The organism is Bradyrhizobium cajani, assembly GCF_009759665.1.
GTDB classification, from domain to species: domain Bacteria; phylum Pseudomonadota; class Alphaproteobacteria; order Rhizobiales; family Xanthobacteraceae; genus Bradyrhizobium; species Bradyrhizobium cajani.
The window spans coordinates 538,235-563,660 of sequence record NZ_WQNE01000001.1; the positions used below are offsets into that span (position 1 = coordinate 538,235).

Annotated in this window: 23 protein-coding genes; 7 read left to right on the plus strand and 16 right to left on the minus strand. The window is 64.4% G+C overall.

Annotation, left to right across the window (positions count from 1 at the left end; all coding sequences use genetic code 11):
- Positions 1-2 precede the first annotated feature (2 nt).
- The 4 genes from GPL20_RS02380 to GPL20_RS02395 form a co-directional block, all read right to left on the minus strand.
- A complete protein-coding gene (locus GPL20_RS02380; RefSeq protein ID WP_157327298.1) occupies positions 3-1,583 on the minus strand; it encodes a hydantoinase B/oxoprolinase family protein in 1,581 nt (526 codons plus the stop codon).
- Positions 1,580-3,589: a hydantoinase/oxoprolinase family protein gene (locus GPL20_RS02385; protein ID WP_157327299.1), complete on the minus strand. Its 2,010-nt coding sequence runs from the start codon at positions 3,587-3,589 to the stop codon at positions 1,580-1,582. The genes GPL20_RS02380 and GPL20_RS02385 overlap by 4 nt, the downstream gene beginning before the upstream one ends.
- Before the next feature lie 427 nt (positions 3,590-4,016).
- Positions 4,017-5,561 (minus strand): MocR-like pyridoxine biosynthesis transcription factor PdxR, encoded by a 1,545-nt coding sequence (gene pdxR / locus GPL20_RS02390; protein ID WP_157327300.1) that lies wholly within the window; start codon positions 5,559-5,561, stop codon positions 4,017-4,019.
- A gap of 98 nt (positions 5,562-5,659) precedes the next feature.
- Entirely contained in the window at positions 5,660-6,046 is a 387-nt protein-coding gene (locus tag GPL20_RS02395) for an ATP-binding cassette domain-containing protein (RefSeq protein ID WP_373568206.1), read from the minus strand.
- 136 nt (positions 6,047-6,182) lie between these two features.
- On the opposite strand from GPL20_RS02395, the gene GPL20_RS39905 reads away from it, so the two are divergent.
- Positions 6,183-6,305, plus strand: coding sequence for a hypothetical protein (locus tag GPL20_RS39905; RefSeq protein WP_256557398.1), 123 nt, complete (start codon positions 6,183-6,185; stop codon positions 6,303-6,305).
- Positions 6,306-6,358: 53 nt separating this feature from the next.
- Here the strand turns inward: GPL20_RS39905 and GPL20_RS02405 are convergent, their stop codons facing one another.
- A complete protein-coding gene (locus GPL20_RS02405; RefSeq protein ID WP_157327301.1) occupies positions 6,359-6,976 on the minus strand; it encodes a flavin reductase family protein in 618 nt (205 codons plus the stop codon).
- A 197-nt stretch (positions 6,977-7,173) separates the two neighbouring features.
- Between GPL20_RS02405 and GPL20_RS40085 the strand changes: the two genes are divergently transcribed.
- Positions 7,174-8,052 carry an IclR family transcriptional regulator gene (locus GPL20_RS40085; RefSeq protein ID WP_254125354.1) on the plus strand — a complete coding sequence of 293 codons (879 nt, stop codon included), beginning with the start codon at positions 7,174-7,176 and terminating at the stop codon, positions 8,050-8,052.
- Between the two features lie 74 nt (positions 8,053-8,126).
- On the opposite strand, the gene GPL20_RS02415 is transcribed toward GPL20_RS40085, so the two are convergent.
- From GPL20_RS02415 to GPL20_RS02440, 6 genes are all read right to left on the minus strand, one after another.
- Positions 8,127-9,221 (minus strand): ABC transporter ATP-binding protein, encoded by a 1,095-nt coding sequence (locus tag GPL20_RS02415; RefSeq protein WP_157327302.1) that lies wholly within the window; start codon positions 9,219-9,221, stop codon positions 8,127-8,129.
- Between the two features lie 21 nt (positions 9,222-9,242).
- Positions 9,243-10,955, minus strand: a complete 1,713-nt coding sequence (locus tag GPL20_RS02420; RefSeq protein WP_246250022.1) for an ABC transporter permease — start codon at positions 10,953-10,955, stop codon at positions 9,243-9,245.
- A gap of 46 nt (positions 10,956-11,001) precedes the next feature.
- Positions 11,002-12,018, minus strand: a complete 1,017-nt coding sequence (locus tag GPL20_RS02425; protein WP_254125356.1) for an ABC transporter substrate-binding protein — start codon at positions 12,016-12,018, stop codon at positions 11,002-11,004.
- A gap of 64 nt (positions 12,019-12,082) precedes the next feature.
- Positions 12,083-12,496: a Rieske (2Fe-2S) protein gene (locus GPL20_RS02430; protein WP_157327306.1), complete on the minus strand. Its 414-nt coding sequence runs from the start codon at positions 12,494-12,496 to the stop codon at positions 12,083-12,085.
- A complete protein-coding gene (locus GPL20_RS02435; protein WP_157327308.1) occupies positions 12,496-13,599 on the minus strand; it encodes an amidohydrolase family protein in 1,104 nt (367 codons plus the stop codon). Before GPL20_RS02435 ends, GPL20_RS02430 begins: the two co-directional genes overlap by 1 nt.
- Positions 13,596-14,720, minus strand: a complete 1,125-nt coding sequence (locus GPL20_RS02440; protein WP_157327310.1) for an amidohydrolase family protein — start codon at positions 14,718-14,720, stop codon at positions 13,596-13,598. The genes GPL20_RS02435 and GPL20_RS02440 overlap by 4 nt, the downstream gene beginning before the upstream one ends.
- A gap of 153 nt (positions 14,721-14,873) precedes the next feature.
- On the opposite strand from GPL20_RS02440, the gene GPL20_RS02445 reads away from it, so the two are divergent.
- Positions 14,874-15,371 (plus strand): MarR family winged helix-turn-helix transcriptional regulator, encoded by a 498-nt coding sequence (locus tag GPL20_RS02445; RefSeq protein WP_157327312.1) that lies wholly within the window; start codon positions 14,874-14,876, stop codon positions 15,369-15,371.
- Positions 15,372-15,509: 138 nt separating this feature from the next.
- On the opposite strand, the gene GPL20_RS02450 is transcribed toward GPL20_RS02445, so the two are convergent.
- From GPL20_RS02450 to GPL20_RS02465, 4 genes are all read right to left on the minus strand, one after another.
- On the minus strand, positions 15,510-16,517 hold the full coding sequence (locus tag GPL20_RS02450; RefSeq protein ID WP_254125358.1) for an ABC transporter substrate-binding protein: 1,008 nt from the start codon (positions 16,515-16,517) through the stop codon (positions 15,510-15,512).
- Positions 16,518-16,596: 79 nt separating this feature from the next.
- Positions 16,597-17,016, minus strand: coding sequence for an aconitase X swivel domain-containing protein (locus GPL20_RS02455; RefSeq protein ID WP_205751130.1), 420 nt, complete (start codon positions 17,014-17,016; stop codon positions 16,597-16,599).
- On the minus strand, positions 17,013-18,290 hold the full coding sequence (locus GPL20_RS02460; protein WP_157327314.1) for an aconitase X: 1,278 nt from the start codon (positions 18,288-18,290) through the stop codon (positions 17,013-17,015). The genes GPL20_RS02455 and GPL20_RS02460 overlap by 4 nt, the downstream gene beginning before the upstream one ends.
- Before the next feature lies 1 nt (position 18,291).
- Positions 18,292-19,656: an FAD-dependent oxidoreductase gene (locus GPL20_RS02465; protein WP_157327315.1), complete on the minus strand. Its 1,365-nt coding sequence runs from the start codon at positions 19,654-19,656 to the stop codon at positions 18,292-18,294.
- A 178-nt stretch (positions 19,657-19,834) separates the two neighbouring features.
- On the opposite strand from GPL20_RS02465, the gene GPL20_RS02470 reads away from it, so the two are divergent.
- Positions 19,835-20,731, plus strand: a complete 897-nt coding sequence (locus tag GPL20_RS02470; RefSeq protein WP_254125359.1) for a LysR family transcriptional regulator — start codon at positions 19,835-19,837, stop codon at positions 20,729-20,731.
- A 24-nt stretch (positions 20,732-20,755) separates the two neighbouring features.
- Here GPL20_RS02470 and GPL20_RS02475 read toward each other — a convergent pair whose 3' ends face one another.
- A complete protein-coding gene (locus tag GPL20_RS02475) occupies positions 20,756-22,372 on the minus strand; it encodes a XylR N-terminal domain-containing protein (RefSeq protein WP_157327317.1) in 1,617 nt (538 codons plus the stop codon).
- 296 nt (positions 22,373-22,668) lie between these two features.
- Between GPL20_RS02475 and GPL20_RS02480 the strand changes: the two genes are divergently transcribed.
- The 3 genes from GPL20_RS02480 (at position 22,669) to GPL20_RS02490 (ending at position 25,411) form a co-directional block, all read left to right on the plus strand.
- Positions 22,669-23,184, plus strand: a complete 516-nt coding sequence (locus tag GPL20_RS02480) for a 2,4'-dihydroxyacetophenone dioxygenase family protein (RefSeq protein WP_157327318.1) — start codon at positions 22,669-22,671, stop codon at positions 23,182-23,184.
- 28 nt (positions 23,185-23,212) lie between these two features.
- Positions 23,213-24,046: an SDR family NAD(P)-dependent oxidoreductase gene (locus GPL20_RS02485; RefSeq protein ID WP_157327319.1), complete on the plus strand. Its 834-nt coding sequence runs from the start codon at positions 23,213-23,215 to the stop codon at positions 24,044-24,046.
- A gap of 69 nt (positions 24,047-24,115) precedes the next feature.
- Positions 24,116-25,411, plus strand: a complete 1,296-nt coding sequence (locus tag GPL20_RS02490) for an ABC transporter substrate-binding protein (protein WP_157327320.1) — start codon at positions 24,116-24,118, stop codon at positions 25,409-25,411.
- Positions 25,412-25,426 lie beyond the last annotated feature (15 nt).

The following is a 25,426-nucleotide window of genomic DNA, read 5'->3' on the forward strand; positions in this document are numbered from 1 at the left end:
CCTCACTCCGCGGCTACGGCGCCATAGCCGCCACCGCCGCACATCTCGATCGTGACGAGATCGTCTTGCTGCAACACCAGGTTCGACTTGCCGTCGATGGCGACGTTCGCGCCCTGCCGGACCAGTGAAATACGGCATGCCTTGCCGGACTCCCCGCCCTGCATGCCGTAGGGCGCAATCACCATGCGCTCGATGCAGGTGGTGAGATGCATCGAGGGTGCGAGAATGCGGTAGGTGCGGACGGAGCCGTCACCGCCGCGATGGGCGCCCGCGCCGCCGGAATGCCGGCGAATGGCCTGCTGTTCGAGACGGATCGCGTAGTTCGCTTCGATCACCTCGACCGGCGTGTTCGAGGTGTTGGACAGATGCACGCGCGTCGCCGAGATGCCGGCCCGATCGTGCCGCGCGCCTTCGCCGCCGCCGTGGACCTCGTACAGCATCTTCCACGAACCGTTCTGTCGCGGTTCGGCGAAGAACAGGACGCCCGCGGTGGTCGCGCCGCCGGCCGACAGGCGCTCGGGAATGGTGTCCTGCATCGCGCGAAAAATCGCATCGACGATGCGCATCGAGGTCTCGTGGTTGCCGGCGGCAACCGACGCGGTCCATCCCGGCTCCAGGATCGAGCCCGGGCGCGTGATGATGGTCAGCGGCCGAAGCGCACCCGCATTCTGGTGCATGTCACGCCCGCTCATGATCCGCGCCGCATAGGCCACCGCCGAGCGCGCCATGAACGGCGTCGTGTTGCAGAAATTCGAAACGCGGTCGCAGCTTCCGGAGAGATCGAAGGTCGCCTCGTCGCCGCGAATAGTGATCTTCACATGGATGCGCGCCGGCGCGTTGTTGACGCTGCCGTCGTCGAGATAGTCTTCGCCCTCGTAGACGCCGTCCGGCAGTGCGCGGATCGCCTCGCGCATCTCGATCTCGGAGAGATCGTGCAGGCGGGACTGGGTCGCCGTGAAGACGGCCTTGCCGTGTTCGCGGCAGAGCTCGACGATGCGACGCTCGCCGGCTTTCGTTGCCGCGATCTGTGCGAGCAGATCGCCCTCGCAGGAGTCTGGATCGCGAACATTGGCTTTGAGCAGCTGCACGATCGGTGCATTGACGCCGGCCGCGGTCGCAATCAGCACCGGCGGAATCCGCATCGCCTCCTGGAACGTGTCGATGGCTTTTGCAAAATAGCTACCGGGCCAGGTGCCGCCGATATCGGGCCAGTGCGCGAGGCTGACCGCGAACGCGACGATCTCGCCGTCGACGAAGACGGGCCGCACCACCTTGACGTCGTTGAGATGATTGCCGCCGAGCGCGCCGACGTTGTAGATCAGCACATCGCCGTCGTTCAGGCTCTCGCGCGGCACCACTTTCAGCAGTTCCGGAATTGTGTAGGCCATCGCGCCGAGATGGATCGGGATGTCCCGGCCCTGCCCGACCAGGCCGCCGCGGCCATCCGTGATCGCGGACGACAGGTCGCCTGCCTCGCGCAGCAGCGGCGAGCGCGCCGAGCGCGTCATCACCAGGCTCATCTCCTCGGCCGCGGCGGAAAGCCCGTGCCTGATGACCTCGACGACGAACGGATCGAGCTTCATGCCGCCCTCCACGTCAGGAAGAGATTGCCGGCCTCATCCGGCTTCGCCTGCCAGCCGGGCGGCACGACCACGGTTGACCAGGCGTCTTCGATGATGGCGGGGCCGCTGACCGTTTCAGTCAGCGACGCGCGGTCGATGATCGCGGTCTCGGTCTCATGCGAGCTGTCGAACGAGCAGATGCGCTTGCCGGTGGACACCGCCCTCACCGCAGTCGCCGGCCGGCTCACGACGGTCGTTGACGGCCGGCGGGCCTGGACCCGCACGGATTCGATGACGCAGGGCTCGCCGGTCGCATAACCGAACAGCTCGTGGTGCCGCGTCAGAAAGTCCTTCTTCAGCCTGATAACATCGAGCGGCAAGGTGAAGGGCACCGGAATGGCGTCGTTCTGCGCGGCGTAACGCATCAGCGCGACGAGTTCGACCTGGATCTCGGCCCTCGCAACGCCGTTGGCGATCAGCGGGCCCGAGGCATCCTCAATCAGCGCACCAATCCGCTCCGACACGCGGGTGAGATCGATGCCGTCGAGGGCGGCGCGCAGGGTCTGCTGCTGGAGGAAGCTGAAATCGGCGGTGAGGCAGCCCAGTGCCGAGAACGCGCTCGATGCACTGGGCACGACGACCTCTGCAATCCCATAGAGATCGGCGAGGCCCGCGGCATGCATCGGGCCGCCGCCGCCGAAGGCGAGCAGCGTGCAGTCGCGCCCGTCGATGCCGCGCTCGACCGTGACGCGGCGAAGCGCGCGGGCCATCGTCGCGTTGGCAACCTTGATGATGCCGAGTGCGGTTTCAGTCAGGCTCAGCCCCAAGGCGTGCGCAATCGGTTCGATGACGCGCTTGGCTGCCTCGATGTCGATCCCGATCCGGTCGCCGAGTTTCGTTTCGGGATTGAGATAGCCGAGCACGGCATTGGCGTCGGTTATGGTGGGTTCTGTGCCGCCGCGGCTGTAGCAGGCCGGCCCTGGCTCGGAACCGGCGCTCTCCGGGCCGACCGTCAGGCCGCCCGGGCCGTTGCGCACGATCGATCCGCCGCCCGCGCCGATCGAATGGACCGCGAGCATCGGCTGGCGCAGCGGCTTGTCGCCGAGCATGCGGCCATCGGTCATCTCGGCCTGGCCGTCGACGATCAGGCAGACGTCGGTGGTGGTGCCGCCCATGTCGAACGTCAGCATGCGCGACGTGCCGAGCTGGCGCGCGATGCTGACCGATGCCGAGACACCGGCCGCAGGGCCCGACATCGCCATCACCAGGGACCGCCGCTTTACCGCCGAGATCGGGATCATCGCGCCGGCGGAATGAAACACCTGCAAGCCGGGGCCGATCGGAAGGCGCTGCTCGAGCTCGCTCAGATATTCCACCGCGATCGGCATGGCGGCCGCGTTGAACACGGTTGCCGAGGTGCGCTCATATTCGCGCGCCTCGGGATTGACCTCATGCGACAGCGAGACGTGGGCGACGACGTCCTTGAGACGTTCGCCGAGCATTTTTTCGTGGACAGGGTTGGCATAGGCGTGAAGGAGGGCAACCGCGACGCTCTGCACCCCGGTCTCTTTCAGCCAAGCCACCAAGCGCTCGATCTCTGCTGCATCAAGCGCCTTCAGCACCCGCCCCTCGTGATCGAGGCGCTCGGCGAGGCCAAAGCATCGCTCGGGCGGCACCAAAGGCTGTGATTTCGGCGGAATGTCGAGGCGATACAGATCGCGGCGGCGATAGCGCGCGATCTCCAGCACATCGGCAAAGCCTTCGGTCGCGACCAGCGCCACTTTCGGCAGGCGGTTCTCGACGATGGCGTTGGTGACGCGCGTGGTGCCGTGGACGAAGCGCTTGACCTCGCTCTTGCGCAGGCCCACCGCCTCGATCGCTTCCAGCATCGCCTGAACCGGCGCCTGCGGCCGCGACGGCACCTTGGCGATCCGCGCCTCCGCGGAATCGCGCCGGATCGCGATGATGTCGGTGAAGGTGCCGCCGATATCGGTGCCGACTTCCCAGTGGTTTTCGGAAGAGCTCATGTGCAGGGGGTCAGCTACGCGTGACGTCCGGACCCGACGCCGGGTCCTTGCCGTCCATCGCAACGTCCAATGCCAAACCGAGAGCGCTCATCATCACCCCTTGTCATGCCACCGCTCGCGAGCGTGCGACAGAGCGGCAGGCTCGGGATAGGGCCAGAGTTGTCGCAAACCACTAGACCAGCAAGCGGCCACCGCCGCGCGCCGCGCCACCTGCTGCTCGTTTTGGTGCAGCGCTGCCTGCGCTGGGTGCAGGCGAACGTGGATCGTTCCAGGCGAACAACGTGCGGCGCACCACGGATTTCTTCGTACAAATCGCGCCGCCCGCTGCACCGCAATCGAAGCGTCCAAAATCGTCTGTCTAATTTGCAGGCGATCGAACGGCGTCGCGGGATAGTCGCATGCCTACGAGCTATGCATAACGGTCGGCTCAGCTTCTCTTAATTGTACGAACAGTACGAGCGGATATTGCCGGGTCGGTTGCTGCGTTGCGGGAGCCGCTGCCGATGCCAGCCGCGATTCTTCCAAGCAATGGCGCGGCATCCTCGACATGCAGCCGCCCGTAGCCGAACACCAGGCCCTGCCGCGTCGGCCGCTCCAGGAAATTCTGCGACAAGGGCTGCACGTGGATGCCGGCCTGCTTCAGGACCGCGGCCGCCTCGCGATCGCTCATCCGCCGTTGCATCGTGTCCGTGAACAGCGCCACCAGGTGCAGCCCGGTCACCGCTGCGGACACGGTGAGATCATCCGGCATCCGCGCCGTGATCGCTTCGATCAGCGCCTGTCGCCGCGCAGCATAGATCCGCCGCATGCTTCGCAGATGCCGCGACAGGTGCCCCTCGCGCATGAACTCCGCCAGAGCGAGTTGTCCGATGCCTGAGGTGTGCACGTCGATCCGCGCGCGGCCCTTCGAAAATCCATCGATGAAACGCCTGTTGGCGACGATGTAGCCGAGCCGCAGGTTCGGCATCATGATCTTCGAGAAGGTGCCGAAATAGATTACCCGCCCCTGACGATCGAGCGAGCGCAGCGACGCGATCATGCTGTCCTGATGCCTGAACTCCGAATTGTAGTCGTCCTCGATCACCCAGACGTCGTTCCTGTTCGCCCAGTCCAGAAGTTCGAGACGCCGCTCCAGGCCCATGCTGACCCCGAGGGGATATTGATGCGACGGCGTGACCACGATCAGCCGCGCGCCGGGCGCACGCCGGATCCCCTCCGAGACCACCAGCCCCTTGTCATCGACGGGAACAGGAACCAGCTTCGCGCCGGCCGCTGTGAGCGCCCATCGGGCCTCGACGAAGCCCGGCTCCTCGACCCAGACCTCGTCGCCGGGGTCGAGGATCATCCGGCTGCAGAAGTCCAGCGCGCCCGACGTGCCGGAGGTGACGACGACCTCCTCCGGAGAGCAGACGAGACCGCGCACCGAGCCGAGGAAGTTCGCAATCTCGCTCCGCAGCCGCGGGTGGCCCTCGGGCGGAAGATCGAGGCACTCCTGCTCCCTTGGATTTTGCCAGGCCTGACGCAGCAGGCGCGACCATTCCTTGAAGGGAAAGCTCGAAATATCCGGCGCGCCTGGGCTGAACTCCGATGGCCAGTTGGTCTCGTAGTCGAAGGCGAGCAGTGATTGCCAGCGCTTCGACATATGGGCGGGCGCGGCCACAGGCGCGACCGACGGCGGCTCCACATGCTGCGTTGTGACGGACGCCACCATCACGCTGCCGCGCGGCGTCGATTCAAGATAGCCCTCGGCGTAGAGCAGATCCCACGCGGTCAGCACCACCGTGCGGGAGCAACCCAATTCCCGCGCGATCTCGCGCGAGCCCAGAAATTGCGTTCCGGCCGGGAAGATGCCGCGCAAAATGCAACTCCGGATGTGGGCCGAGATCTGCAAGTGCAGCGGCACCGACGACGTTCGGTCGATATGCATCCCGGCGAGGGATACGCGCTTGCCTGGTTGGCGGTTCTTGTCCATCGCACCGACGTGGGCTCTTCGAACGGCGGGCACGGGCCGCCCGGCGTCGCATCACAATGGGCCAAGAGCGGATTCGGGTCCAGCGTCGGCGGCCTCCGTCACCCGATGGGGTGGTCGGCATCAGCACGGCTCCGAAGCACCATCGTCAGCCCCAATCGCGCGCGCAGGTCCTTTAGCAGCAGCAGAATGTGCGCCTGGGTCGAGACGTCGAGCCCTGAGACGATCTCGTCGGCGACGATGAAGTCCGGCTCGAGGGCGAGCGCCCGCGCGATCCCAGCGCGCTGGCGCTGGCCGCCCGACAATTCGTGCGGATAGCGATCCGCGAATTCGGCCGGCAGTCCGACCAGATCGAGGAGCGCTGCCGCGCGCTCGCGCTGGTCGTCCCGTCCCCGCAACCGTCCGTGCACCCCAAGAGGACGCGTCAGCGTCGTGCCGAGCCGCAGCCGCCGTGGTCGGCGAGAGGGGATCGCACGATGGCGGGACAATGGATCGATATCGCTGCCAATGATGGCGGTAGCTTCAAGGGCTATCTCGCCGTTCCGGCCTCGGGCTCAGTCACCGATCTGGGCCACTCGGTCACTGAAGTCCTATGCGGATCTGCGCGCCGCAACTCTTCCGCCGATGCTGGAAGCGTTGGAGGACTGGGCGGAGAAATCCGAGGCTGCCGGCAGCCATCTCGACCTGATTGCGAGCCTCTATGCCCAGGCGGCCCAAGTCGCGATCACGCGGCGACATCAGCCCTGACGTCGGCGCTTTCGCAGCTGCGGGCCATGCACGGGTCTTTTCGGCGGCCGTCGCTATTCGATCGGCGCCGGCCGCACCAGCTGGAAGAGATCGCGAGGCCTCGCATACCAGCCCGAACCGTGCATGCGGGCAATGAGGTCGAGGCCGATCGCGTCGATATGGCCTCTCTGTGCATCGATCACGAACTGCTCCGCCACATGAGCGCAAACGACCTCGCCGATCACCGCGATTTGCCGGGGCCCGGTCTCCTGGACCGAGAGGGAGCGACATTCGAACGCAACCGGGCATCCCTTGATGCGTGGAGGCGCAATCATCTGCGACGGGAGCGTCTCCAGCCCCGCAATCTCGATCTCGTCGATCTCGGAGGGAGCATCGACCGCCGTCGCGTTCATGGCTTCGGCCATCTGGTGCGGCACCAGGTGAGCGACGAACTCACCGGTCTCGACGATGTTCTGCGCCGTGTCCTTCAAGCCTCGTTTCGGATGACGCAGCAAGCCGAGCACGACCGTCGGCGGCTCATGCCCGAGAACGTTGAAGAAGCTGAAGGGCGCCGCATTGGCGATCCCGTCCCGGGACCTTGTCGTCACCCAGGCGATGGGCCGCGGAGTAACGGTCGCGGTGAGTATCTTGTAGCGGATCTCCGCCGGAAGCTGGCTCATGTCGAACAGCATCGGTCCCTCAATTGCGCGCGCGAACGGAGCTGACAGCGGATACCGCCCGCTTCGGCCGATCGTCGGTTGCGTTTTATTTAGTCATAGATGTATGATGTGGTCAAATGCACTGAACCTGAATATCCGGCGCGACGCGCCCAATAATGCGACCGAGCGACACTCGCCCGTCACAACCACCTGATTCATAAGGACTTTCCGTGAAGAGGCCGCGTCGACCCCGCCCGCCGGATTCGGCGTCTGCATCCGCACGTGGATCCGAGCCCGTCAAAATCACCAAGGCAGAACGCAGCGGTCGGCGCGGCATCCAGTCGATCGAGATCGGCTTCAAGATCCTCGACTATCTGCGGACTGAACTGCGCCCTGTGCCGCTGAAGATGATCGCCGCCAACACCGGAATGTCGGCGGCCAATGTCCACTATTACCTCGTGAGTTTTCAGGCGGTGGGCATCGTCCGGCAGGAGACTGACACCGGCTGCTATGCCCTCGGCCCCTACGCATTGAAGCTCGGCATGGCGGCGATCGAGCAGTTCGACGTCTTTGCCGTCGCGCGGCCTGCGATGACCGAGCTCGCGACGACGATCGGCCACACGGTGTTTCTCGGCGTGTGGGGCAATCGTGGTCCAACCATCATCTACCGCGTCGAGGGCGGAGCCAGCCGCCCCATCATCGAGCTGCGTGTCGGAAGTGTCCTGAGCCTGCTGCGATCCGCGCTGGGGCGAAACTTTCTTGCACATCTGCCGCGTTCGCTGACGGGCGGAATGCTGGATCGGGAGCTCAAGGAGGAGCTCGCGCGCGAGACGCGGGTGGATGATGCGCCGACCACCAAGGCGGAGGTGGAGGAGATGATGGACACGATCCGGCGCGACGGCATCAGCCGCTGTCGTGATGCCCTGCTGCCGAACTTCACCTCCCTATCCGCACCGATCTTCGACCAGGCCGGATTCATGATCGCAGCCATCACGATGATGGGCCCCATCGGCATTCTCGATGATGACCTGAAGGGCCCGACGGCGACGGCGCTGATCGCTCATGCGCGGGCCCTCTCCGCGACCGCCGGCTGGCAACCCGAAGGATGACAGCGCCGCCTGGCAATTCGGCAGGCTTTAGCCGCTTTCCGGATGCCCGACGTCGCGTCGTTGCGACCGGCCCGTCAGCCGGGAGCGACGGCCCACAGCGAGGACCTTGCCGCCTCGATCTGCATCATGTCGCCGACCCGCGCTTCGGTCAGGGCCGGCACCTCGAAATGGAGTTCGCCGGCGCTGGTCCGCAGCCGCAATGAGCGGCGCGCACCGCGGAACACCGACGCAATCACCTCGCCGCGCCAGGTTGCGTCGGCATCGCTCGCGATCGGTCCGATGCGAAGATCCTCCGGCCTGGCAAGGACGCGCACACTTTGCCCGCAGGCGAAGGGCTGGTTGCCGCAAGCGACGCCCTGCCAGCCGTCGCCCTGCACCGTGAAGCGGGATGGATCGGACGGCGTCGCCTCGATCCCCGTCACGGTCGCATCCAGCAGGTTGGGCGCGCCGAGGAAACTCGCGACCGCCTCCGAGTTGGGACGCTGATAGATTTCGGTGGGCGCGCCGATCTGAAGGATGCGTCCGCCGCGCATCACCACGATGCGATCGGAGAGTGCCATCGCCTCGTCCTGATCGTGGGTCACATAGAGGGTTGTGATGCCGAGCCGCTTCTGGAGCGAGCGAAACTCGTCGCCCATCTGCGTGCGCAGCCGTGCATCGAGATTGCTGAGCGGCTCGTCGAGCAGGAGCACCTCGGGCTCGAACACCATCGCGCGCGCGATCGCAACCCGCTGCTGCTGGCCGCCAGACAGAGCGGGCGCCGGCCGGTCGGCAAATCGCTCCATCTCCACCAGCCGGAGCGCTCGCTCGACCCGCTCGCGGATCTCTGCGGCCGGCCGTCGCCGCACCTGCAAGGGATAGGCGACGTTGTCGAACACGCGCATATGCGGCCAGATCGCGTAGGACTGGAACACCATGCCGAGCTGGCGACGGTCGGGAGCAAGATGAATATTCCTGGCGGGCTCGCTCACGACACGCCGGCCGATCGAGATGCGGCCACCGGTCGTTTCCTCCAGACCGGCAACCATGCGCAACGTCGTCGTCTTGCCACAGCCGGAAGGTCCGAGCAGCGTGACGAATTCGCCCGCCGCGACGCGCAGGTCGACATCGTCCACCGCCGTGAAGCCGCCGAAGGTCCTGGAAACGTTTTCAAGAAGAACTTCTGCCATAGTTGCATCCCAACGTTTTGATCACAACGTGCTGACGTAGCGCTTGATCAGCCGGAGCTGCACCCAGCGGAACAGAAACACCAGCAACATCATCATGAGCCCGACCACGCTGACCGCCTCGGCCTGCCCGTTCTCCCACATCCGCAGCAGCACGACGGAGAGAACTTCCGAACCGACCGAATAGAGCAGCACCGAAGCGCTGAGCTCGCGCATGATGCCGAAGAACGTCAGCACCCAGCCGACCGCGAAGGACGGCCAGGCGAGTGCAATGAGGATCCGCCAAAGGGTCTGCCACCAGCTTGCGCCGTGAACGCGGGAGCATTCCTCGAGATCGAAGGAGAGCTGGTGATAGGCGGCCGACATCACGCGGACGGAAACCGGGGTCCCGAGCGCCACGTAGGCGATGAGCAGCGCCCAGATCGTGCCATAGATGGTGATCGCGCCCGGCAGAAAAGCAAAGCCCCAGAGAAAGCCGACGGCGAGCACCATGCCGGGCATCATCCAGGGCAGCCACGCCAGCACATCGATCAATTGGCGACCCGACCAGCGGGTGCGGGTCGAGACATAGGCGACGATGCTGCCGAGCACCATGGTCGCCGAGGCGCCGCCGAAGCCCAGGAGAAAGGTGTTGCGGAACGCGCGCCAGACCTCGTCATTGCCGAGGACCGACCGGTAATGGTCGAGCGTCAGCATGTCCCACTGATAGAAGCCGAAGAACTGGAAGAAGGACCCGAGCAGGAGTTGGCCGATCGGCAGCACGACGCTGATGATGAAGAAGAGCACGCAAACCGCAAAGGTGAGCCAACGCCACGGCCCGAGCTTGATGACGCGCGGCGAATAGCCTTTGCCGGTCACCGTCTGGAAGCTGCGGCCGCGCAGCAGGTGCCACTGCCAGATCACGAGCAGGAACATCAGCCCCATGATGACGAAGCTCAGCGCGCTGGCGAACTGGTAGTTCGGGATGGATTGGTGATGGATGGAATTGTAGATCGCGGTGGTCACCACCTCGATCTTCGCCGGCGTGCCGAAGAACAACGGGGATTCGAAGCTCTCGAGCCCGCGGATGAAGCTGAGCAGGAACGCCGTGATCACCGCCGGAAGCATCAAGGGCAGCGTGACACGGCGGAACGTCCGCCATTGCGAGGCCCCGCACATGCGGCTCGCCTCCTCCAGCGCCGGATCCATGGCGCGAAACGCCTCGACGACGAACAGGAAGAGGAACGGCGTCGAGTATTGCAGCATGTGCCAGACGACGCCGGCATAGGAGTAGACGTTGACGAGCGGCGTCTCGGAGCCGGAGAGCCACTGCCACGCAAGATTGATCACGCCGACCTGCGGATTGCCGAGCATGCCCCAGGCCATTGCGGTTAGAATCGGCGGCACGAAGAACGGCAGGGTAATCAGGACCTCGAGCGAGCCGCGCATCGGCGTGTCGGTGCGCGAGATGATCCAGCCGAACAGCACCGCGAGCAGAAGCGAGAAGACCGTCTTGAGCAGGGATATGCCGACCGTATTGGCGAATACCACGGCGGTCGGCCAGGTGAAGACCTGGATATAGCCCGACAGATTGAACGTCCCGGCCATGCCGGGCGGCGTGGTGTGCAGGCTGCCGTACAGCAGCATCGACAGCGGGTAGAGTGATAGAAACGCGAGCAGCAGGGCCAGGGCCGCAAGCGCGAGCCGCCGCGGCGCCTTGCCTTCCATCAGGCGAGCGAACCGGATCCCCCATCGCATGGGAGGGTGCGTGATCTCGTTCGACGACAACGTGCTCATCGGGCGCTTACTGGTAGAGCTTGCGGGCCAATTCCATCATGGCCGGCCGCTCCGCGAGCGTTGCCATGCCCATCAGCTTGGCGTTGGCGAACGCCTTCGCGTCGTCATTGGCGCGCTCGGCGGCGCCCTTGACGACCGGCAGCATCCAGGCGTTCGCGTAAAGGAGCTGGGAGTCGATCTCCAGGAAGTGGTTGATGAGGAGACGCGCGGCATTGGGGTGCGCCGCATTCTTCAACAGCGCGAACTCCATCTGCGCATAGGGCGCGCCCTCCTGCGGGATGACCACCTTGACCGGCAGTCCCTTCAGATCCGAGGCGAAGGCGAATACCTGCGGAACGTAGATCGGGTATTCGCCGCGCGCCACGCGGCGCGCATCATTGCGCATGTCGCGGCTGAACACCGGCTTCTGTTCCGCGAGCTGCTCGTTGAACGGTGCGCCCATCTTCTTCTGCAGGACCGCGAACATGGTGTTGCCGCTCCCCAGCGGACGCATGTCGTCCGACAGGATCTTGCCCTTCCATTTCGGATCGTTGAGATCGTTCCAGCTCTTCGGTTCCTCCTCGGGCTTCACCAGGCGCGTATTGATCAGGATCCCCATCGGCTGCACATAGGCCGGCACGCTGACATCGGAGGTCTTGAACGGTTCGCGCAGGTTGGCCGCGTTGGGGATGTCGCCGACCTTCTGGACATAGTCGCCAGTCTTGAGCTGCTCCTCGATCATCGTCGTGGTGATGATCTCGGTGTCGCCCAGAAACCGCCCGGCCGCCTGCTCGGTGCGAACACGCTCGGCAAGCTCGCTGGCACGCAGATCGAGACTCTCGACCTTGATTCCATACTTGGCTTCGAAGGACTTCAGCACGGCGGCATAATAGGGTGCGCCGAGCGCCATGCTGTAGACGACGACCTTGCCCTCCTTCTTGGCCGCGTCCACCACCGCGGTCCAGTCCGCGCTCTGCGCCGAGACGGTCGCGCTGCTCCCGACAAGCCATCCCGCACATACGATCCACTTCAGCACTCTCGACACGCCATCCTCCCTTGACTTCTTGTTCTTTCCGGTTGTTCTTTCCGGCTCGCGCAGCGATCGCGCGCTAAAGCTCGATCACAACATATTGCTTCTCGACCGACACGGGAAATGTCTCGGCGCGAAGCTCCTCCTCGCCCAGCGCACTCCCCTGCTCCAGCTTGAGATCGTAGCTTCGAACCTTGGTTCGCCGTGGATCGCACCAGGATTTGCCGGTACGGATGTCGAACTCCCAGCCATGCCAGGGGCAGCGCACGAGCTCGTTCCTGCGGCTGTAGCGATAGGCGCCCGGCTCATCGGCCTCGACCAAGCCGACGATACGGCCCTTGCACAGCGATGCGCCTTCATGCGGGCAACGGTTGGCGATGGCGAAGAACTCGCCTTCCAGGTTGAATATCCCGATCTCCCGCCCCTGCACCTCGACGATCTTGCGTGCGCCGGACGGAATCTCATCGACAGTGGCAACGACATGACGCGTCATCAGGCCAGTCCGTAGAATTGCTGCGCGTTGCCAAACAATATCTGGTGGCGCTGCGCTTCGCTCAGCGGCGCCTTGAAGGCGTAGCGCGGGTCATCGAAATCCCAATGCGGGTAGTCGGTCGAGAACAGCAGCCGGTCCCAGCCGATCCGCTCGAACAGCTCCGTCAGATGCGACGCCCGTTCCGGCTCCTCCATCGGCTGGGTCGTGAACCAGATGTGTTCCCGCACATAATCCGACGGACAGCGTTTCAGGTGCGGCACCTCGCTGCGCAGCTTGGCCCAATGCTTGTCCATGCGCGCGCAGAGCGAGGGAATCCAGCCGAGCCCGCCTTCCATGATGACGATCCGCAGCTTCGGAAAGCGCTCGAACACCCCCTCGAACACCAGGCTGCTGACGATGGCCTGCATGGATTCGGCGACCGCGTGATGTTCCTCCATGTAGTAGGAAGGCCAGCCGCCTCCGGTCGAGGGATGGCCGTTGGTGCCACCGACGTGAACCGCGATCGGCAGGCCCGCCTGCTCGGCGGCGGCAAAGATCGGCCAGTAGCGCCGACGCCCGAGCGGCTCGTCCGTGCGCGGCAGGACCAGGATCTGCACGAAATTCGGATCACCTGCCCGCGCCTCGATCTCGGCGACCGAGCCTGCCGCATCTTCCTGGGCGATCAGGACCGACGCCTTCAGACGCGGCTCGTTGCGCACCCAGCGCTCCACCTGCCAGGTGTTCATTGCCTTGGTCAGGGCTACGCCGAAGTCCAGATTGCGCTGGCTCCCCGGATTCCAGCGCAGCGGGATCAGGATGCCGTGGTCGACACCGTTGGGATCGAGATGCTGCTGCTGCATCAGGGCGAGGCTCGATCCCGGCGGACCGCCTTCGTCCGGATAGGCATCGACGCGCGCGGCATCCGGCGACATGCGCGGATGGGTCAGCGCTTCGGAGAAGGCATGACGCAGATGACTGCCATAGATGGTCAGATGATCGATCCAGCGCCGGGCGAGGAACGGATGAACCTCCGTCCAGGCGGTCATGGCGGGATGAATGTCGCAATCGATGACCCGCAGCCTGTTGGCGGCAGGACTGACGCGATCGAGTTCGACGATGCTCATGCGCTCACCTCGGCTTCGGTGCTGCGGACGGACGCCGCAAGCCGCGGATAGGCCGCAAGCGGGTTGTCGCGCAGGATCTTTTGCAGCAACGGCTCCGGCAGGCCGGGCGGCAACGCGGCATCGCCGTCAAACTGCCAGTGCGGGTAGTCGGTGGAGAACAGGAACAGCTCGTCCGATTTGAGGTGATCGACCAGCCGCAGCAAGCCTTCGGCCTCGTCGGGATCGTCGATCGGCTGCACCGTGAAACGGACGTGATCGCGCAGGATGTCGGAGGGCGCGCGCGTCACCCATGGCACTTCGGCGCGAACGCCCTTCCAGGTCTTGTCGGCGCGCCAGATGAAACCGCTGAGCCAGGTCAGGCCAGATTCGATCATCACCACACGCAGCCGGGGGAACTTTGCGAAGACGCCTTCCGAGATCAGGCTCTGCAGCTGGTTCTCGAAGGCGCCGGACTGCGCGATGTAATCCTCGATGAAATAGGACGGCCATCCAACCGACGTCGGCGCGTAGCGATAGGCGCTGCCGGCATGGACGCCGATCGCAAGACCGAGCCGCTCGGCCGCGGCGTAGATCGGCCAGAGCTGCCGGCGGCCGAGCGTGAGCTCGCCGGACACGAGGAGCAACACCTGGATGAAGCGGCCATCGCCCGCCACGCGTTCGATCTCCGCAACCGCGAGCTCGGTGTTGTGCGCCGGCACGATGATCGAGGCACGCAAGCGGGGATCGCGGTCGAGCCAGGCGTCGCGTATCCAATCATTGGTCGCCCGACACAACGCCGCCGCCATATCCTCGCTGTGCATGGCCTGGCCGCCATAGAGACAGTTGAGGATACCGAAACTGGCCTGGAAGCGATCGAGCACGTGTTGCTGCATCGCGGCGAGCGACGATCCGGGCTTTCCCGCACCGGCCGGCTTCCAGTCCGGGCGGCAGCTCAATGGCGCGTTCTGCGGATAGCTGGTCAGGCTGAGATTGAGGCGATCGAGCGCGCGGACGGCGACCATCTCGCGCCAGTAATCGTCGAGATAGGGCATCAGGACGTCCATGCCCGGCACCGCGGGATGGAGATCGCAATCGACGGCGCCGGCAAAGCGTTGCGCGCTGCACGATGGGTCGGTCGTCATGATGAGGCTTCGCCCTTCTTCGCAAGAGTGACCAACGCCGGAAACAGTCTTATGTTGATCCATCAATAAATGAGATGTCAAATAATTTGATCCAGATCAATAGCCTCGAATCGGACCTATCGGCTAGAGTGGCCGGCGATCCGGGAGAACGGGATGACTGCGCAGCGCACCAAGACGAAGGACGAGCCCAACCAGCATCCGATCGGCGGATTGATAGGGGAACAACACATCACCGTGCTGCTCGTCAGCATCGGCTCCCGTCTCAATCGCAGCGCCTCCACCTATTATCGCGAAGCCTGGAACCTGAGCATGGCGGAGTGGCGCCTGCTGCTGGCGCTCAAGAGCACGCACTCCCTCAATGTCGGCGAATTGTCGGCCGTGGTCGATCTCGACAAGGCGGCCGTCTCCCGGGCGCTGGCCTTGCTCCAGAAGAACCGGCTTGTCTCGGTACAGCAGACCCGGACCCGCGGCCGCGCCGCCATCGCGACCTTGACCGACGAGGGACAGAAACTCTCCGCAAAGCTGCTGCGCGTGTCGTTGCAGCGGCAGCAGCGGCTGTTCAAATCGATCGCCAAGGCGGACAAGGCGGAGCTGGAACGGCTGCTGCGCCAGCTTGCCGGCGTACTGGCGGACGCGGACTGGGAGCGCTGATGCCGGACGGACCGGCAACGGGACGGTGCCGGCCAGCCGCACCCGGGCGGAACGAAGCGGCGGCGCCGCCGCGCCAGCAATGGGACAATCGCGTCTGTTGAGCATGTATCCTCCGCCGGAGGTTTGCAGTCTCCGCCGCTATTTGTAGATTTCCTTCGCCAACGCCAGCATGGCGTCCTGGGTGTCGACATCGGTGGTGCCGAGCAGCTTGGCACCGGAGAGCGCACGCATCTCCTCCTTCACCGGGCCTTCGAGCTGGTCGACCACGGGAATCAGACCCGCATTGGCATAGATCAGCTGCACCTCGTCGCTGAGATAGTGGTTGATGAACAGCCGCGCAGCGTTCGGATGCGGCGCATTTCGCAGCAAGGCCATGTCGAAGCGGATATAGGGCACGCCCTCCTGCGGGATGATCAGCTTGACCGGAAGCCCCTTCAGCACCGTGGTGTTGGAGAACAATTGCGGGATGCGCATCGGAAATTCGCCGCGCGCAACCCGCCGCTCGTCATTGCCGACGTCGCGGCTGAAGATCGGCTGCTGGGCGGCGAGCTTCTCGTGATAGTCGCGCCCGAATGCGTCCTGGAGCACCGAGAACATGACCTGGCCGCCGCCGAGCGCGCGCATGTCATCGGACTGGATCTTGCCCTTCCAACGCGGATCAAGCAGATCCTTCCAGCTCTTCGGCTCGTCGGCAGGCTTGACCTGGGTCGTGTTGACGAGGATCCCGTAGGCGAGGATGTAGCTCGGCACCACCACGTCGGTCGCGGCTTGTCGCGGCGACAGGCGGCTCGTATTGGCGATGCCGCCGTGGGGCTGCAGCTCGCCGTCGCGCTGCGAACGGATCATGGTCGCCGCGCCGTTCTGGATCACATCGCCGATGAAGCGGCCCGCGGCCTGCTCGGTGCGCAACCGCTCGCGAAGCTCGCTCGCCCGGACGTCCAGCATCTCGACCGGGATGCCGTATTTCTTTTCGAAGCTCTTGATGGCCACGAGATGGAACGGCGCGCCGAGAAACGAGGTGTAGAAAGTCAGCTTGCCTTCGGCCTTGGCGGCAGCGACCAGCGCGGCATCATCCTCGCCTCTCGCCGTCGACGCCACGACGCAGGCGATCACCGCCGCCGCGACATACGAAAGAACTCGCCTCACTCGCCACCTCCTCCTCTCGCGCTTCACCTCTCTTGCCGGAGGCATGCCGCGCGGCGCCGGCAGGGCCGGCCTCTGAGCTCTAGGAACTCTTCTTGGTGATCTCCACGATGCCCCGATCGGCATCGACCCTGACCCAGTCACCGTCTTCGATGATCGAAAGCGGGTCGCGGTCGAAATCGGTGAGCGCCGGCACCCTCATCACCACCGCACCGAGCGCAACCTTGGTCGTGGTCCGGTTGTAGAGAATGGCCTTGGGCGCGGTGCCGGCGAGCCGTGCGAGATGAAAATACTGCGACCAGCCCGACGAACCCTTGGCGCCCGGAAACACCAGAATCTTGTCCTTGAACGAGACGCCGCAAAGTTCGTGGCGCGTCTCGACCACCTTGCCGGTCCGCGGATCGATGCCGCCCCACCCGGAGATGGTCTCACGCGTGACGAGCGCCTCGCCTTCCGATACGCCACCCACCACCTTGCGGCCGTGCAGGACGATCATGCTCATCGCAATCCTCCCGTCCAGCGTCCCGCCACGGCGGCCTCGACACAATCGGCCACCGAACCGAACCAGGCCTGAACGCCGGTGATGGCCGGAAGATAATGGGCCTGTTTCGCCGAGTCGGTCGCGACGACCCTGGTGCCCTTGGGCATGATGCGCGAGATCGCCGGGCAGGTATCGCTGAGCACGTGACCGCCGGCGGCCTTGATGACGTCGGTGTAGCCGCTGCGATCGGCGACCTCCTTCAACGCACGCGGCGTGAAGACCCACAGCGAGGTGTTGGGACTGATGCGCCGGCCCTCCAGAAGGCGCGCGACCTGCCAGACCTGCTCGATCGAATTGTGCGGACAGCCGAGCATGATGAAATCGACATCGGCCGAAGACGCCGTCGAATTCAGTTTCTCGTACGCGGCGCGTCGCTCCTGAGGTCCGTAGATCCAGCTCGCGCGCGGCGCGGAGCCGCCGAGCGCGCCCTCCTCCGACCTGGTTTCGGGCGTGACGCTCGGCATGTGATACATCTCGACGCCGCCGGACGAGGCCGCGGCCGCGCCGAAATGCTTCAGCTTGATCAGGCTGGGCTGGGACTCGAGGCCGCGAAACACCGGAATGTCCTCCTCGACCATTTCGCCGATGGCGTAACCCAGCAATCCCCAGTCCATCATGTCGTCGACGGACACCCTGACGTCGACGAGGTGTGTCGCGTGCCGGTTCTCCGGGATATGCAGGCCGAAATAGGGAATTCGCCCGGTGATGCTCGCGGCGCCCGTGCTCTCCCGTCCCTCGGTATTGGTGCGAGCACCCAGCACGGAGTTGCAGTAGATCACGGCCGATGATTCCATCCAGGCGCAATGCTCGCCCATCACCGGCACGTTGCCGACCTGATAGGGCGTGCAGGTCGAGAGCATGTTGATGCCCTTTGCGCCGAAGAACTTCTCTCCTTCGGTTTGTACCCGCGCGGCGTCTTCGGAAACCTGGCGCATCTCGGGATGCTCGCTGTCGATTCCCATGATGAGATGGCAGGTGTAGGCTTTCACCGGCGGCATCGCCACATGTTCGGTGCTGTCGAGATTGAACTCGGAGAAGATCGCGTCGTTGCCCTTGCTGGCGAACTCGCGGATCATCGGTCCGGCGGCCACGAAGGTGCCGCAGACGTTGTTGGTCTCCACCAGACGCTCGGCACCAAGCGCCTCGCCATAGCGGATCAGGAGATCCATGGCCTTCTGGACGGCTGCGCCCTCGGCGCCGTCCAGCATTCCCTGCTCGACGTCGGTGAGTTTCATGTCAGGCGCTCGCTTCCTTGAAGGAACGAATGCTGCGCGCCACCTCGTGGCCGCTGACGTTGCGTTCGAGATTGTCCCGCAGGCGGTGGCGCAACGCAGCCATATCGATCTGGTGGACACTGCCGGTGCCGGCGAGATCCAGCGCGTGGGCCGCAGCCGCGCCCATGGCAATGCACGGCCCCATGACGCGCACGCTGGACAAGGCCGCATTGTCCGCATCGATGCAGCGTCCGGCCGCAACGACATTGTCGGCGTCCGCCGGCGTCAGGCAGCCGAAGGGCACGTAATGCATGTGGTCCTCGCCGAACGGCCGCCAGACATGGTCGGTACCGGAATCGTGCAACTCGATCGGCCAGGCGGTGCGTGCGACGGCGTCGTCGAACGTCCGCCCGGTGATGACGTCGTCGACCGTGAGCTGCTGGCGGCCACGGATCCAGCGTGTCTGACGGATGCCCGGAAAACCGTAGGCGCGCACGCGCGCCTTGCCAAAGGCCTTGGGAAACTCGCGCCTGAGGAAGGTCACGGCGCGGTCCGCCTGCTCACGGCCCTCGAGCGTCTTGTTCGACATCTCGAACGGATCGAGCGGCGTCTCCACATGCGTCATGTTCATCGCTGCGATGCCGCGGCCGGGAATGATGAAGCTCAATCCCTCGCGCCGGACCAGGCCGTAATGCTCGGCGCGATCGCGCATCCGTGCCGGCAGCTCCTCGCGGCTCGGCACATGGGCCTCATCGATCCCCTCGAGCACCACCATCTGGGTGCCGAACACCGGGCCGTCTGCCGCCTCCTGGCAGGGAAAGCCGGCTTGCCACACCAATGCCGCGTCACCGCTGGCATCGACGAAACCGTTGGCCTCGACGCGGACGTCGCCGTAGCGCGTCGCCAGTCCAAGCGCGCGCACGCGCCGGTCGCGGACTTCGACCTCGCGCAGCACGGCGCCGAGCAACACATTGATGCCGGCGTCCCGGATCGCGTTCTCGATCCAGCGGCCGAGCGCGACCTCGTCGTAGATGATGATGTTGTTGACACCCTGCCGATAATGGATCGCGCCGTTCTTGGACAGATCGCGGATGATGTCCTCGGCAATGCCGTAGGTCACCTGGTAACCGTCCTTGCCGTTGGAGAACATGCCGCAGATGGTGCCGACGATGGAGTTGACGGCCTGGCCCCCGAGCACGGGAAGGCCGTCGATCAGCAGCACCTTGCGACCGAGCCGTGCCGCCTCGATGGCGGCGGACACCCCGGCGATGCCCGAGCCGACCACGCAGATATCGGCCGAGCTCTGCAACGGCCGGGAGCCGCTGCGCACGACGGTGCGCGTCGCGGTCGAGGCCTTGGTCCGAAAGGAGGTGGAAGCTGCGCCCATGCTGCTTGCGATCCCTGGGTTTGTCCCTGTCTGACGTCTTTTTTCGCCGCCTCCGAGGCAGCCCCCCAGACATGCGCTCGTCCAAAGCGGAAATAAATCATGTTATTTGCTTGTTCAGTTTTCTCGATTTGGAAAAAATGCGATCGTGGCCGCGGCCCGCAACGATTGGGGAATCACGGTGGATACGATCTTGAACATCAAGGCCTTCCTGCTGGTGGCGGAGACCGGCAGCCTGACGGCGGCGGCGCGACAGCTCGGTGTCGTTCCCTCCGTGATCACCAAGCGCATCAACCGGCTCGAAGACCAGATGCGAGTCCGGCTGCTGCAACGCTCGACGCGCCGCATCACGCTGACGCCGGACGGCGAAATGCGGTTGCCCCGCCTGCGGGCGGCTGTCGGCCAGCTCGACAGCATCTTCCGGGAATCGGAACTATCGTCGGCGGAGATCGAAGGACATCTGCGCATCAAATCGCCGACGACGATCGCCATCGTCAGTCTCGGCGAGGTGCTGACCAACTTCCAATTGGCCCACCCGAAGGTGAGCATCGAGCTGGTCATGCTCGATCGCTCGGTCAATCCCGTCGAGGAAGGTTTTGACATTGCAATCGGCGCGCTGCCGACGTCCTATCCCGGCGTCATCGACGAGCCACTCAGCGCATATCCACGCGTGCTTTGCGCCGCGCCGGCCTATCTCGCGCGCTATGGGGAGCCGAGCCACCCGCGCGATCTGGTCCAGCACGATTGCCTCACATTCGCGACGACCGGATTGAGCTGGGGTTTCGAGAGCCGCCGCGGACTGATCAACATCGAGATCAAGGCGCGGCTCAGCGCCAACGACAGCCAGCTCCTGTTGCGCGCCGCCCTCGCCGGCATGGGCATCGCGCGGCTTGCCGCACACATCGTCCGGCCAGCCTTGTCGTCCGGACAACTCGTCCGGATCCTTCCCGACTATCCCGTCCCGGAATTCTGGATCAAGGCACTGGTGCCGCGCAATCGCGCGGAGCGTCCGGCCGTCCGCAGCCTCATCGAGGCTTTGAAGGCGCACTTTGCATTGTCGCCGACGCTCGCATCTTGAGGCCGCGGCCGCCAGCGGTGGCCGCTACCTGTCGAGCGCAACGGGTTTCGTCCGATAGACGAGCTGCGGTCGCGTGATGCCCAGCATCCTCGCCGCCGCGGAAGCCTTTCCACCGGAGCGCTGCAGGGCCTCGGCATAGATCTGCTGGTTCAACTCGTCGATCGTCAGCTTCCCGGCGGTGATGAGATCGAGAATCCCACTCGCCAAGCCATTCTCGAAACTTTGACGCCTCGTCCCCAGAAGGTTCGCGACATGGTTCGGCCCGATCTCCCACGGGGGCCCCTTGGCTCCGCCCGACTCTGCAATGAACATCGCACTTTGCAGCACGGAGCGGAGTTGCGGAAGGTTGCCCGCGATGTCCATGGTCTCAAGCGCGTCGAGCGCGGCAGGGGAAAGGCGGTGCCGCGCGGGTGCATCATGCTTGTCGATGCTCGCAAGCATCGCATGGGCGATGTCGGAGATCTCGCTGCCCCGATCCCGAAGCCCGAGCAGTTCCACCGGCAGGACCGCAAGACCGAAGAGGAAGTCCCGACGCAGCGATGGCATCTCGGAGAGTTCGCTCAGACGATGCGCGGAGGTGCCGATCAGTTGGAGCCCCTGTGGCAGATCCTGGTTCTCCATCCTTTCAGCCAGCAGGAGCTGGCACGTTTCCGGTAGCGTTTCGATATGCTCCAGAAGCCAGGTCTCGCGCGACAGCTTGAGCTTTCGCAGGCGATCGTCGATCTCGCCAGCCGTCAGCGAACCGCAGATCATCCGCTGCAGGCGTCCGCCTATGCCGTGGCGTGTGTGGTGCAGATAACGCGCTGCCAGATGTTTTCCGGAGCCGCGCGGCCCCACGATGAGCGAAGGCAGCCCTTTGGCGGCGATGCTGTCGAGCCGGTCGCGGACCGGCCTCAGCACCACGTCTTCGAGCGAGGCGCCTTCCTGTCTGGCCATTCTGCGCGGCGTCCGTGCAGCCGGCTTTGAATGGACGGCTCTCCCGGGAAGCTCCGAAAGCGATGGGAGAACCTCCTCGTGGAAGATGCGAACCATGGGATCGTCGGCGCCCCAGGTGTCGGCGGTCTTGCCGGTCACGCGGCAATGCTTGTGCCCCATCGCGGCACATTCGGTCTCCTTGTAGACGATCAGCTTGTCGAAGAAGGAGCTGGCATATCCCGACGCGTAGCCAACCTGCATCCAGCACACAGGCTCCGACACGTTCCGATTGCGATTGAGAAACTCGGTCGCCTCCATTCCGCCGTGCCATAGAAACTCCGCGGCGAACTTGTTCTGCTTGAAGTCGAAATCGTTGTAGACGGTTTGCACGCGGACGACGCCGGTCATCGTATGCAATCGGGTACCCGCGGTGAACGCGTCGCCGATGTCGAGGCCGGGCCAGGACGTGCGGATGAATTCGGCGTCCTGCTTTCCCGATTGAAACCCCAGCCGGAGCAGAATGACGCGCGCCTCGTGCGGTCCGAAGCGGCGGACCAACTCCTCCTGCAATTGAACGGCGATCGAGGCGCGATGCAGCACAAGACGCGTGTTGCGCAGACTGATGTGGGCCTGTGCCGGATTGTAGACGAGCTGGGACAGCATATCGCGCAGGGTGGGCCTGCCGCCACGATCGAGCAGGCTGCTCTCCTCCAGCTTGGATATCATTCAGTCCCTCGCCCGGTTTGCGCCACTCGGAAAGCGGTGGCTTTGCCCGTAGAGATTGGCCAATTTTAGATCATATGGTCAATCCGATTTGACCATATGATCCATTTCTTCGCGCATTGACCAGCCTGACCACATCCCGCGCGTCGTGCGGCGGCGGAATTATCTCCACTATCTTCAATAGGTTGAGTCGCCACGAAACCGCCGACTGCAACGCAGCAACGATTTCCCCTTTGACCGTTTTCGGACCGGGATGGTTACCTCTGGCCAACAATTCGAGACATCGGGGGAAGCCAGAAATGCGGGACGCAAGCAAGATCGTGAACCTGCCGGAGGAGCCGCACGCGGACGCCATCAGGAAGTTCGCCAAGGAAGGGGCGTACATCGCAGGAGACGACAAATCCTCTCCCTGGGTCCCGTTCGGCGAGGTCGCATCCATCAAGCATCTGTGCTTCGACGTGCGCAACAACACCGCCGCCAACATCCTGTGGGTCAAGGGCGGCGGCCGGATCGGGACGCACAAGCATCGCGGCCTCGTGTCGGCGATCACACTCGAGGGCTCCTGGGGCTATTACGAGTATGACTGGATCGCCAGGCCCGGCGACTTCGTCTACGAGCTTCCCGGCACTGCACACACGCTCTACTCCGACGACCCCAACGGCATGAAAGCGCTGTTCTGGCTGAGCGGGGCTGTCGAATTCTTTGACGACAACGGCAAGTATGATTTCACGGCCGACGTCTTCTGGTTCATCGATCACTACACCCGCTACTGCGAGGCACAGGGCATCCCGATCAACAAAGACATGTTCATCTGAGCTTTGTTGCAGCAATTGGGGAAACGCCATGTCCTTGCAGGAAATGTTCGACGTTCGCGGAAAGTCCGTGATCGTCACCGGTGCCGCGTCGGGCATCGGACGGGCCTATGCCGAAGTCATGTCGGAGAATGACGCCCGGGTCTGTCTGTTCGATCTCGATTCGAAGAGGCTCGACAAGACGGTGTCCGAGATGAAGGCCGCAGGCGGTGACGCCTGGGGTCTCACGGTGGACGTGACGGACCGCGCCGCCATGAGCGCTGCGTTTGCCGAGGTGGTGCGCCGCCATGGACGCCTGGACGTGGTCTTTGCGAATGCCGGCATCGACGCCGGCCCGGGCTTCCTCGATCCCCTTGGTCAGCGCAACGATGAAGGCCAGATCGACAATCTCGACGACCACCACTGGGACAAGGTGATCGCGACGAACCTGACGAGCGTCTTCAACACGATCAAGCTGGCCGCGCGTGAGATGAAGCTGACCGGCGGCGGACGCATCATCGCCACCTCGTCCATCGCGGCGAGTTACAACGAGCCGATCGTGGGCACGCCCTACATGCCAGCCAAGGCCGGTGTCAGCCACCTCGTCCGCCAGGCGGCGATGGAGCTCGGACGCTACAACATCCTGGTCAATGCCATCGCGCCCGGTCCGTTCATCACCAATATCGCGGACGGACGCATGGCCAATCCCGAAGACCGGAAGGCATTTACCGATTGGTCGGTGCTCGGCCGCGTGGCCGAGACCTCGGAGATCAAGGGCGTGGCGCTGCTGCTGGCCTCGTCTGCGTCCTCCTACATGACCGGATCGGAAATCGTGATCGACGGCGGCGTGTTGTTGCGGCCGATGAAGGAAGCGGTCCCGGCGTAGCGTGCAAACCGATCCGGATACGACGAAGAAGCGGCCGGATCGAATCAAGTATCAATATGGAGGAGACACATGACCAACATCCGTTCGCGGAATTCCAATTCGTCTTTGACCCGTCGCGCCATGCTGAAGGCCGCCGGCGCCGGCGCCGCAACCCTTGCCATGCCCTGGGTCGCAAATGCGCAGGCGAACACCATCAAGATCGGTTTGGTCAGCCCGATGACCGGTCCGCTCGGCCTGTTCGGCGAGACCGACAACTTCTCGCTTGCGCGGATCAGGGCCCTGCTTGCCAAGGGGCTGCAAGTCGGCGGAAAGACCTATCAGGTCGAGATCCTCGCCCGCGATGCGCAATCCAACCCCAACAAGGCCGCCGAGCTTGCCGGTGATCTGATCCTCAACCAGAAGGTCCACTTCATGGTCCCGGCCTCGACCACGGATATCAACAATCCGACCGCGGACCAGTGCGAGCTCTACGGGGTGCCGTCGATGTCCTCCAGCTCGCCCTGGCAGGCCTTCGTCATGCCGCGGGGCGGTGCCGGCAAGGCGTTCGAGTGGACCTATCACATGTTCTGGGGCCTCGAGGACGTGCTTGCGACCTATGTCGCTCTCTGGAAATCGGTCGAGACCAACAAGAAGATCGGCATGCTCTTTCCGCGCAATTCGGACGGCGAGACGTGGGGCAACAACGACTACGGACTGCCGCCGGCGGTCAAGAAGGCCGGATTTGCGGCCACCTCGCCATCCATGTTCCAGCCGCTCACCAACGATTTCTCGGCGCAGATCTCGGAATTCAGGAAGAACGAGTGCGATCTCGTCGGCGGCATCTCCTACGTTCCCGATCTGAAGACCTTCATCACGCAGTGCAAGCAACAGAACTACCGGCCGAAGGTGGTGACGGTCGCAGCCGCGCTGCTCTTCCCCTCGGGCATCGAGGCGATGGGTGAACTTGGCGAAGGCATGAGCACCGAGGTGTGGTGGACTCCGACGTTCCCCTTCAAATCGTCACTGACCGGTGAGCGCAGCCGGGATCTCGCCAATGCCTGGGAGAAAGAGACTGGCAAGCAGTGGACACAGCCGCTCGGCTATTCCCACGCGCTGTGGGAGGTCGTCCTGGATAGCCTGAAGCGGTCGGCCGATCCGCTGGATCGCTCCGCCAACCGGGACGCCCTGAAGGCCACCAATCTGGAAACCCTGGTGGGCAAGGTCTCGTTTGCCGGCGGCCCGCACCCCAACATCTGCAAGACGGCCATCTTCGGCGGCCAATGGGTAAAGGGTCAGAAATTTCCGTACGACCTGAAAATCGTCGACACCACGGTGTCGCCGATCATCGAGCCGGAGGCCAAGATGCAGCTCATTCGTTGGTCGTGAGCCGGGGGCAGGCTT

What these genes read in the sequence shown, in the direction of transcription:
- GPL20_RS02380 (WP_157327298.1), bottom strand. Translation starts at nt 1,583, where the DNA reads ATGAAGCTCGATCCGTTCGTCGTCGAGGTCATCAGGCACGGGCTTTCC.
- GPL20_RS02385 (WP_157327299.1), bottom strand. Translation starts at nt 3,589, where the DNA reads ATGAGCTCTTCCGAAAACCACTGGGAAGTCGGCACCGATATCGGCGGC.
- pdxR (WP_157327300.1), bottom strand. Translation starts at nt 5,561, where the DNA reads ATGGACAAGAACCGCCAACCAGGCAAGCGCGTATCCCTCGCCGGGATG.
- GPL20_RS39905 (WP_256557398.1), top strand. Translation starts at nt 6,183, where the DNA reads ATGCTGGAAGCGTTGGAGGACTGGGCGGAGAAATCCGAGGCTGCCGGC.
- GPL20_RS02405 (WP_157327301.1), bottom strand. Translation starts at nt 6,976, where the DNA reads ATGCTGTTCGACATGAGCCAGCTTCCGGCGGAGATCCGCTACAAGATA.
- GPL20_RS02415 (WP_157327302.1), bottom strand. Translation starts at nt 9,221, where the DNA reads ATGGCAGAAGTTCTTCTTGAAAACGTTTCCAGGACCTTCGGCGGCTTC.
- GPL20_RS02420 (WP_246250022.1), bottom strand. Translation starts at nt 10,955, where the DNA reads ATGCGATGGGGGATCCGGTTCGCTCGCCTGATGGAAGGCAAGGCGCCG.
- GPL20_RS02430 (WP_157327306.1), bottom strand. Translation starts at nt 12,496, where the DNA reads ATGACGCGTCATGTCGTTGCCACTGTCGATGAGATTCCGTCCGGCGCA.
- GPL20_RS02435 (WP_157327308.1), bottom strand. Translation starts at nt 13,599, where the DNA reads ATGAGCATCGTCGAACTCGATCGCGTCAGTCCTGCCGCCAACAGGCTG.
- GPL20_RS02440 (WP_157327310.1), bottom strand. Translation starts at nt 14,720, where the DNA reads ATGACGACCGACCCATCGTGCAGCGCGCAACGCTTTGCCGGCGCCGTC.
- GPL20_RS02445 (WP_157327312.1), top strand. Translation starts at nt 14,874, where the DNA reads ATGACTGCGCAGCGCACCAAGACGAAGGACGAGCCCAACCAGCATCCG.
- GPL20_RS02455 (WP_205751130.1), bottom strand. Translation starts at nt 17,016, where the DNA reads ATGAGCATGATCGTCCTGCACGGCCGCAAGGTGGTGGGTGGCGTATCG.
- GPL20_RS02460 (WP_157327314.1), bottom strand. Translation starts at nt 18,290, where the DNA reads ATGAAACTCACCGACGTCGAGCAGGGAATGCTGGACGGCGCCGAGGGC.
- GPL20_RS02465 (WP_157327315.1), bottom strand. Translation starts at nt 19,656, where the DNA reads ATGGGCGCAGCTTCCACCTCCTTTCGGACCAAGGCCTCGACCGCGACG.
- GPL20_RS02475 (WP_157327317.1), bottom strand. Translation starts at nt 22,372, where the DNA reads ATGATATCCAAGCTGGAGGAGAGCAGCCTGCTCGATCGTGGCGGCAGG.
- GPL20_RS02480 (WP_157327318.1), top strand. Translation starts at nt 22,669, where the DNA reads ATGCGGGACGCAAGCAAGATCGTGAACCTGCCGGAGGAGCCGCACGCG.
- GPL20_RS02485 (WP_157327319.1), top strand. Translation starts at nt 23,213, where the DNA reads ATGTCCTTGCAGGAAATGTTCGACGTTCGCGGAAAGTCCGTGATCGTC.
- GPL20_RS02490 (WP_157327320.1), top strand. Translation starts at nt 24,116, where the DNA reads ATGACCAACATCCGTTCGCGGAATTCCAATTCGTCTTTGACCCGTCGC.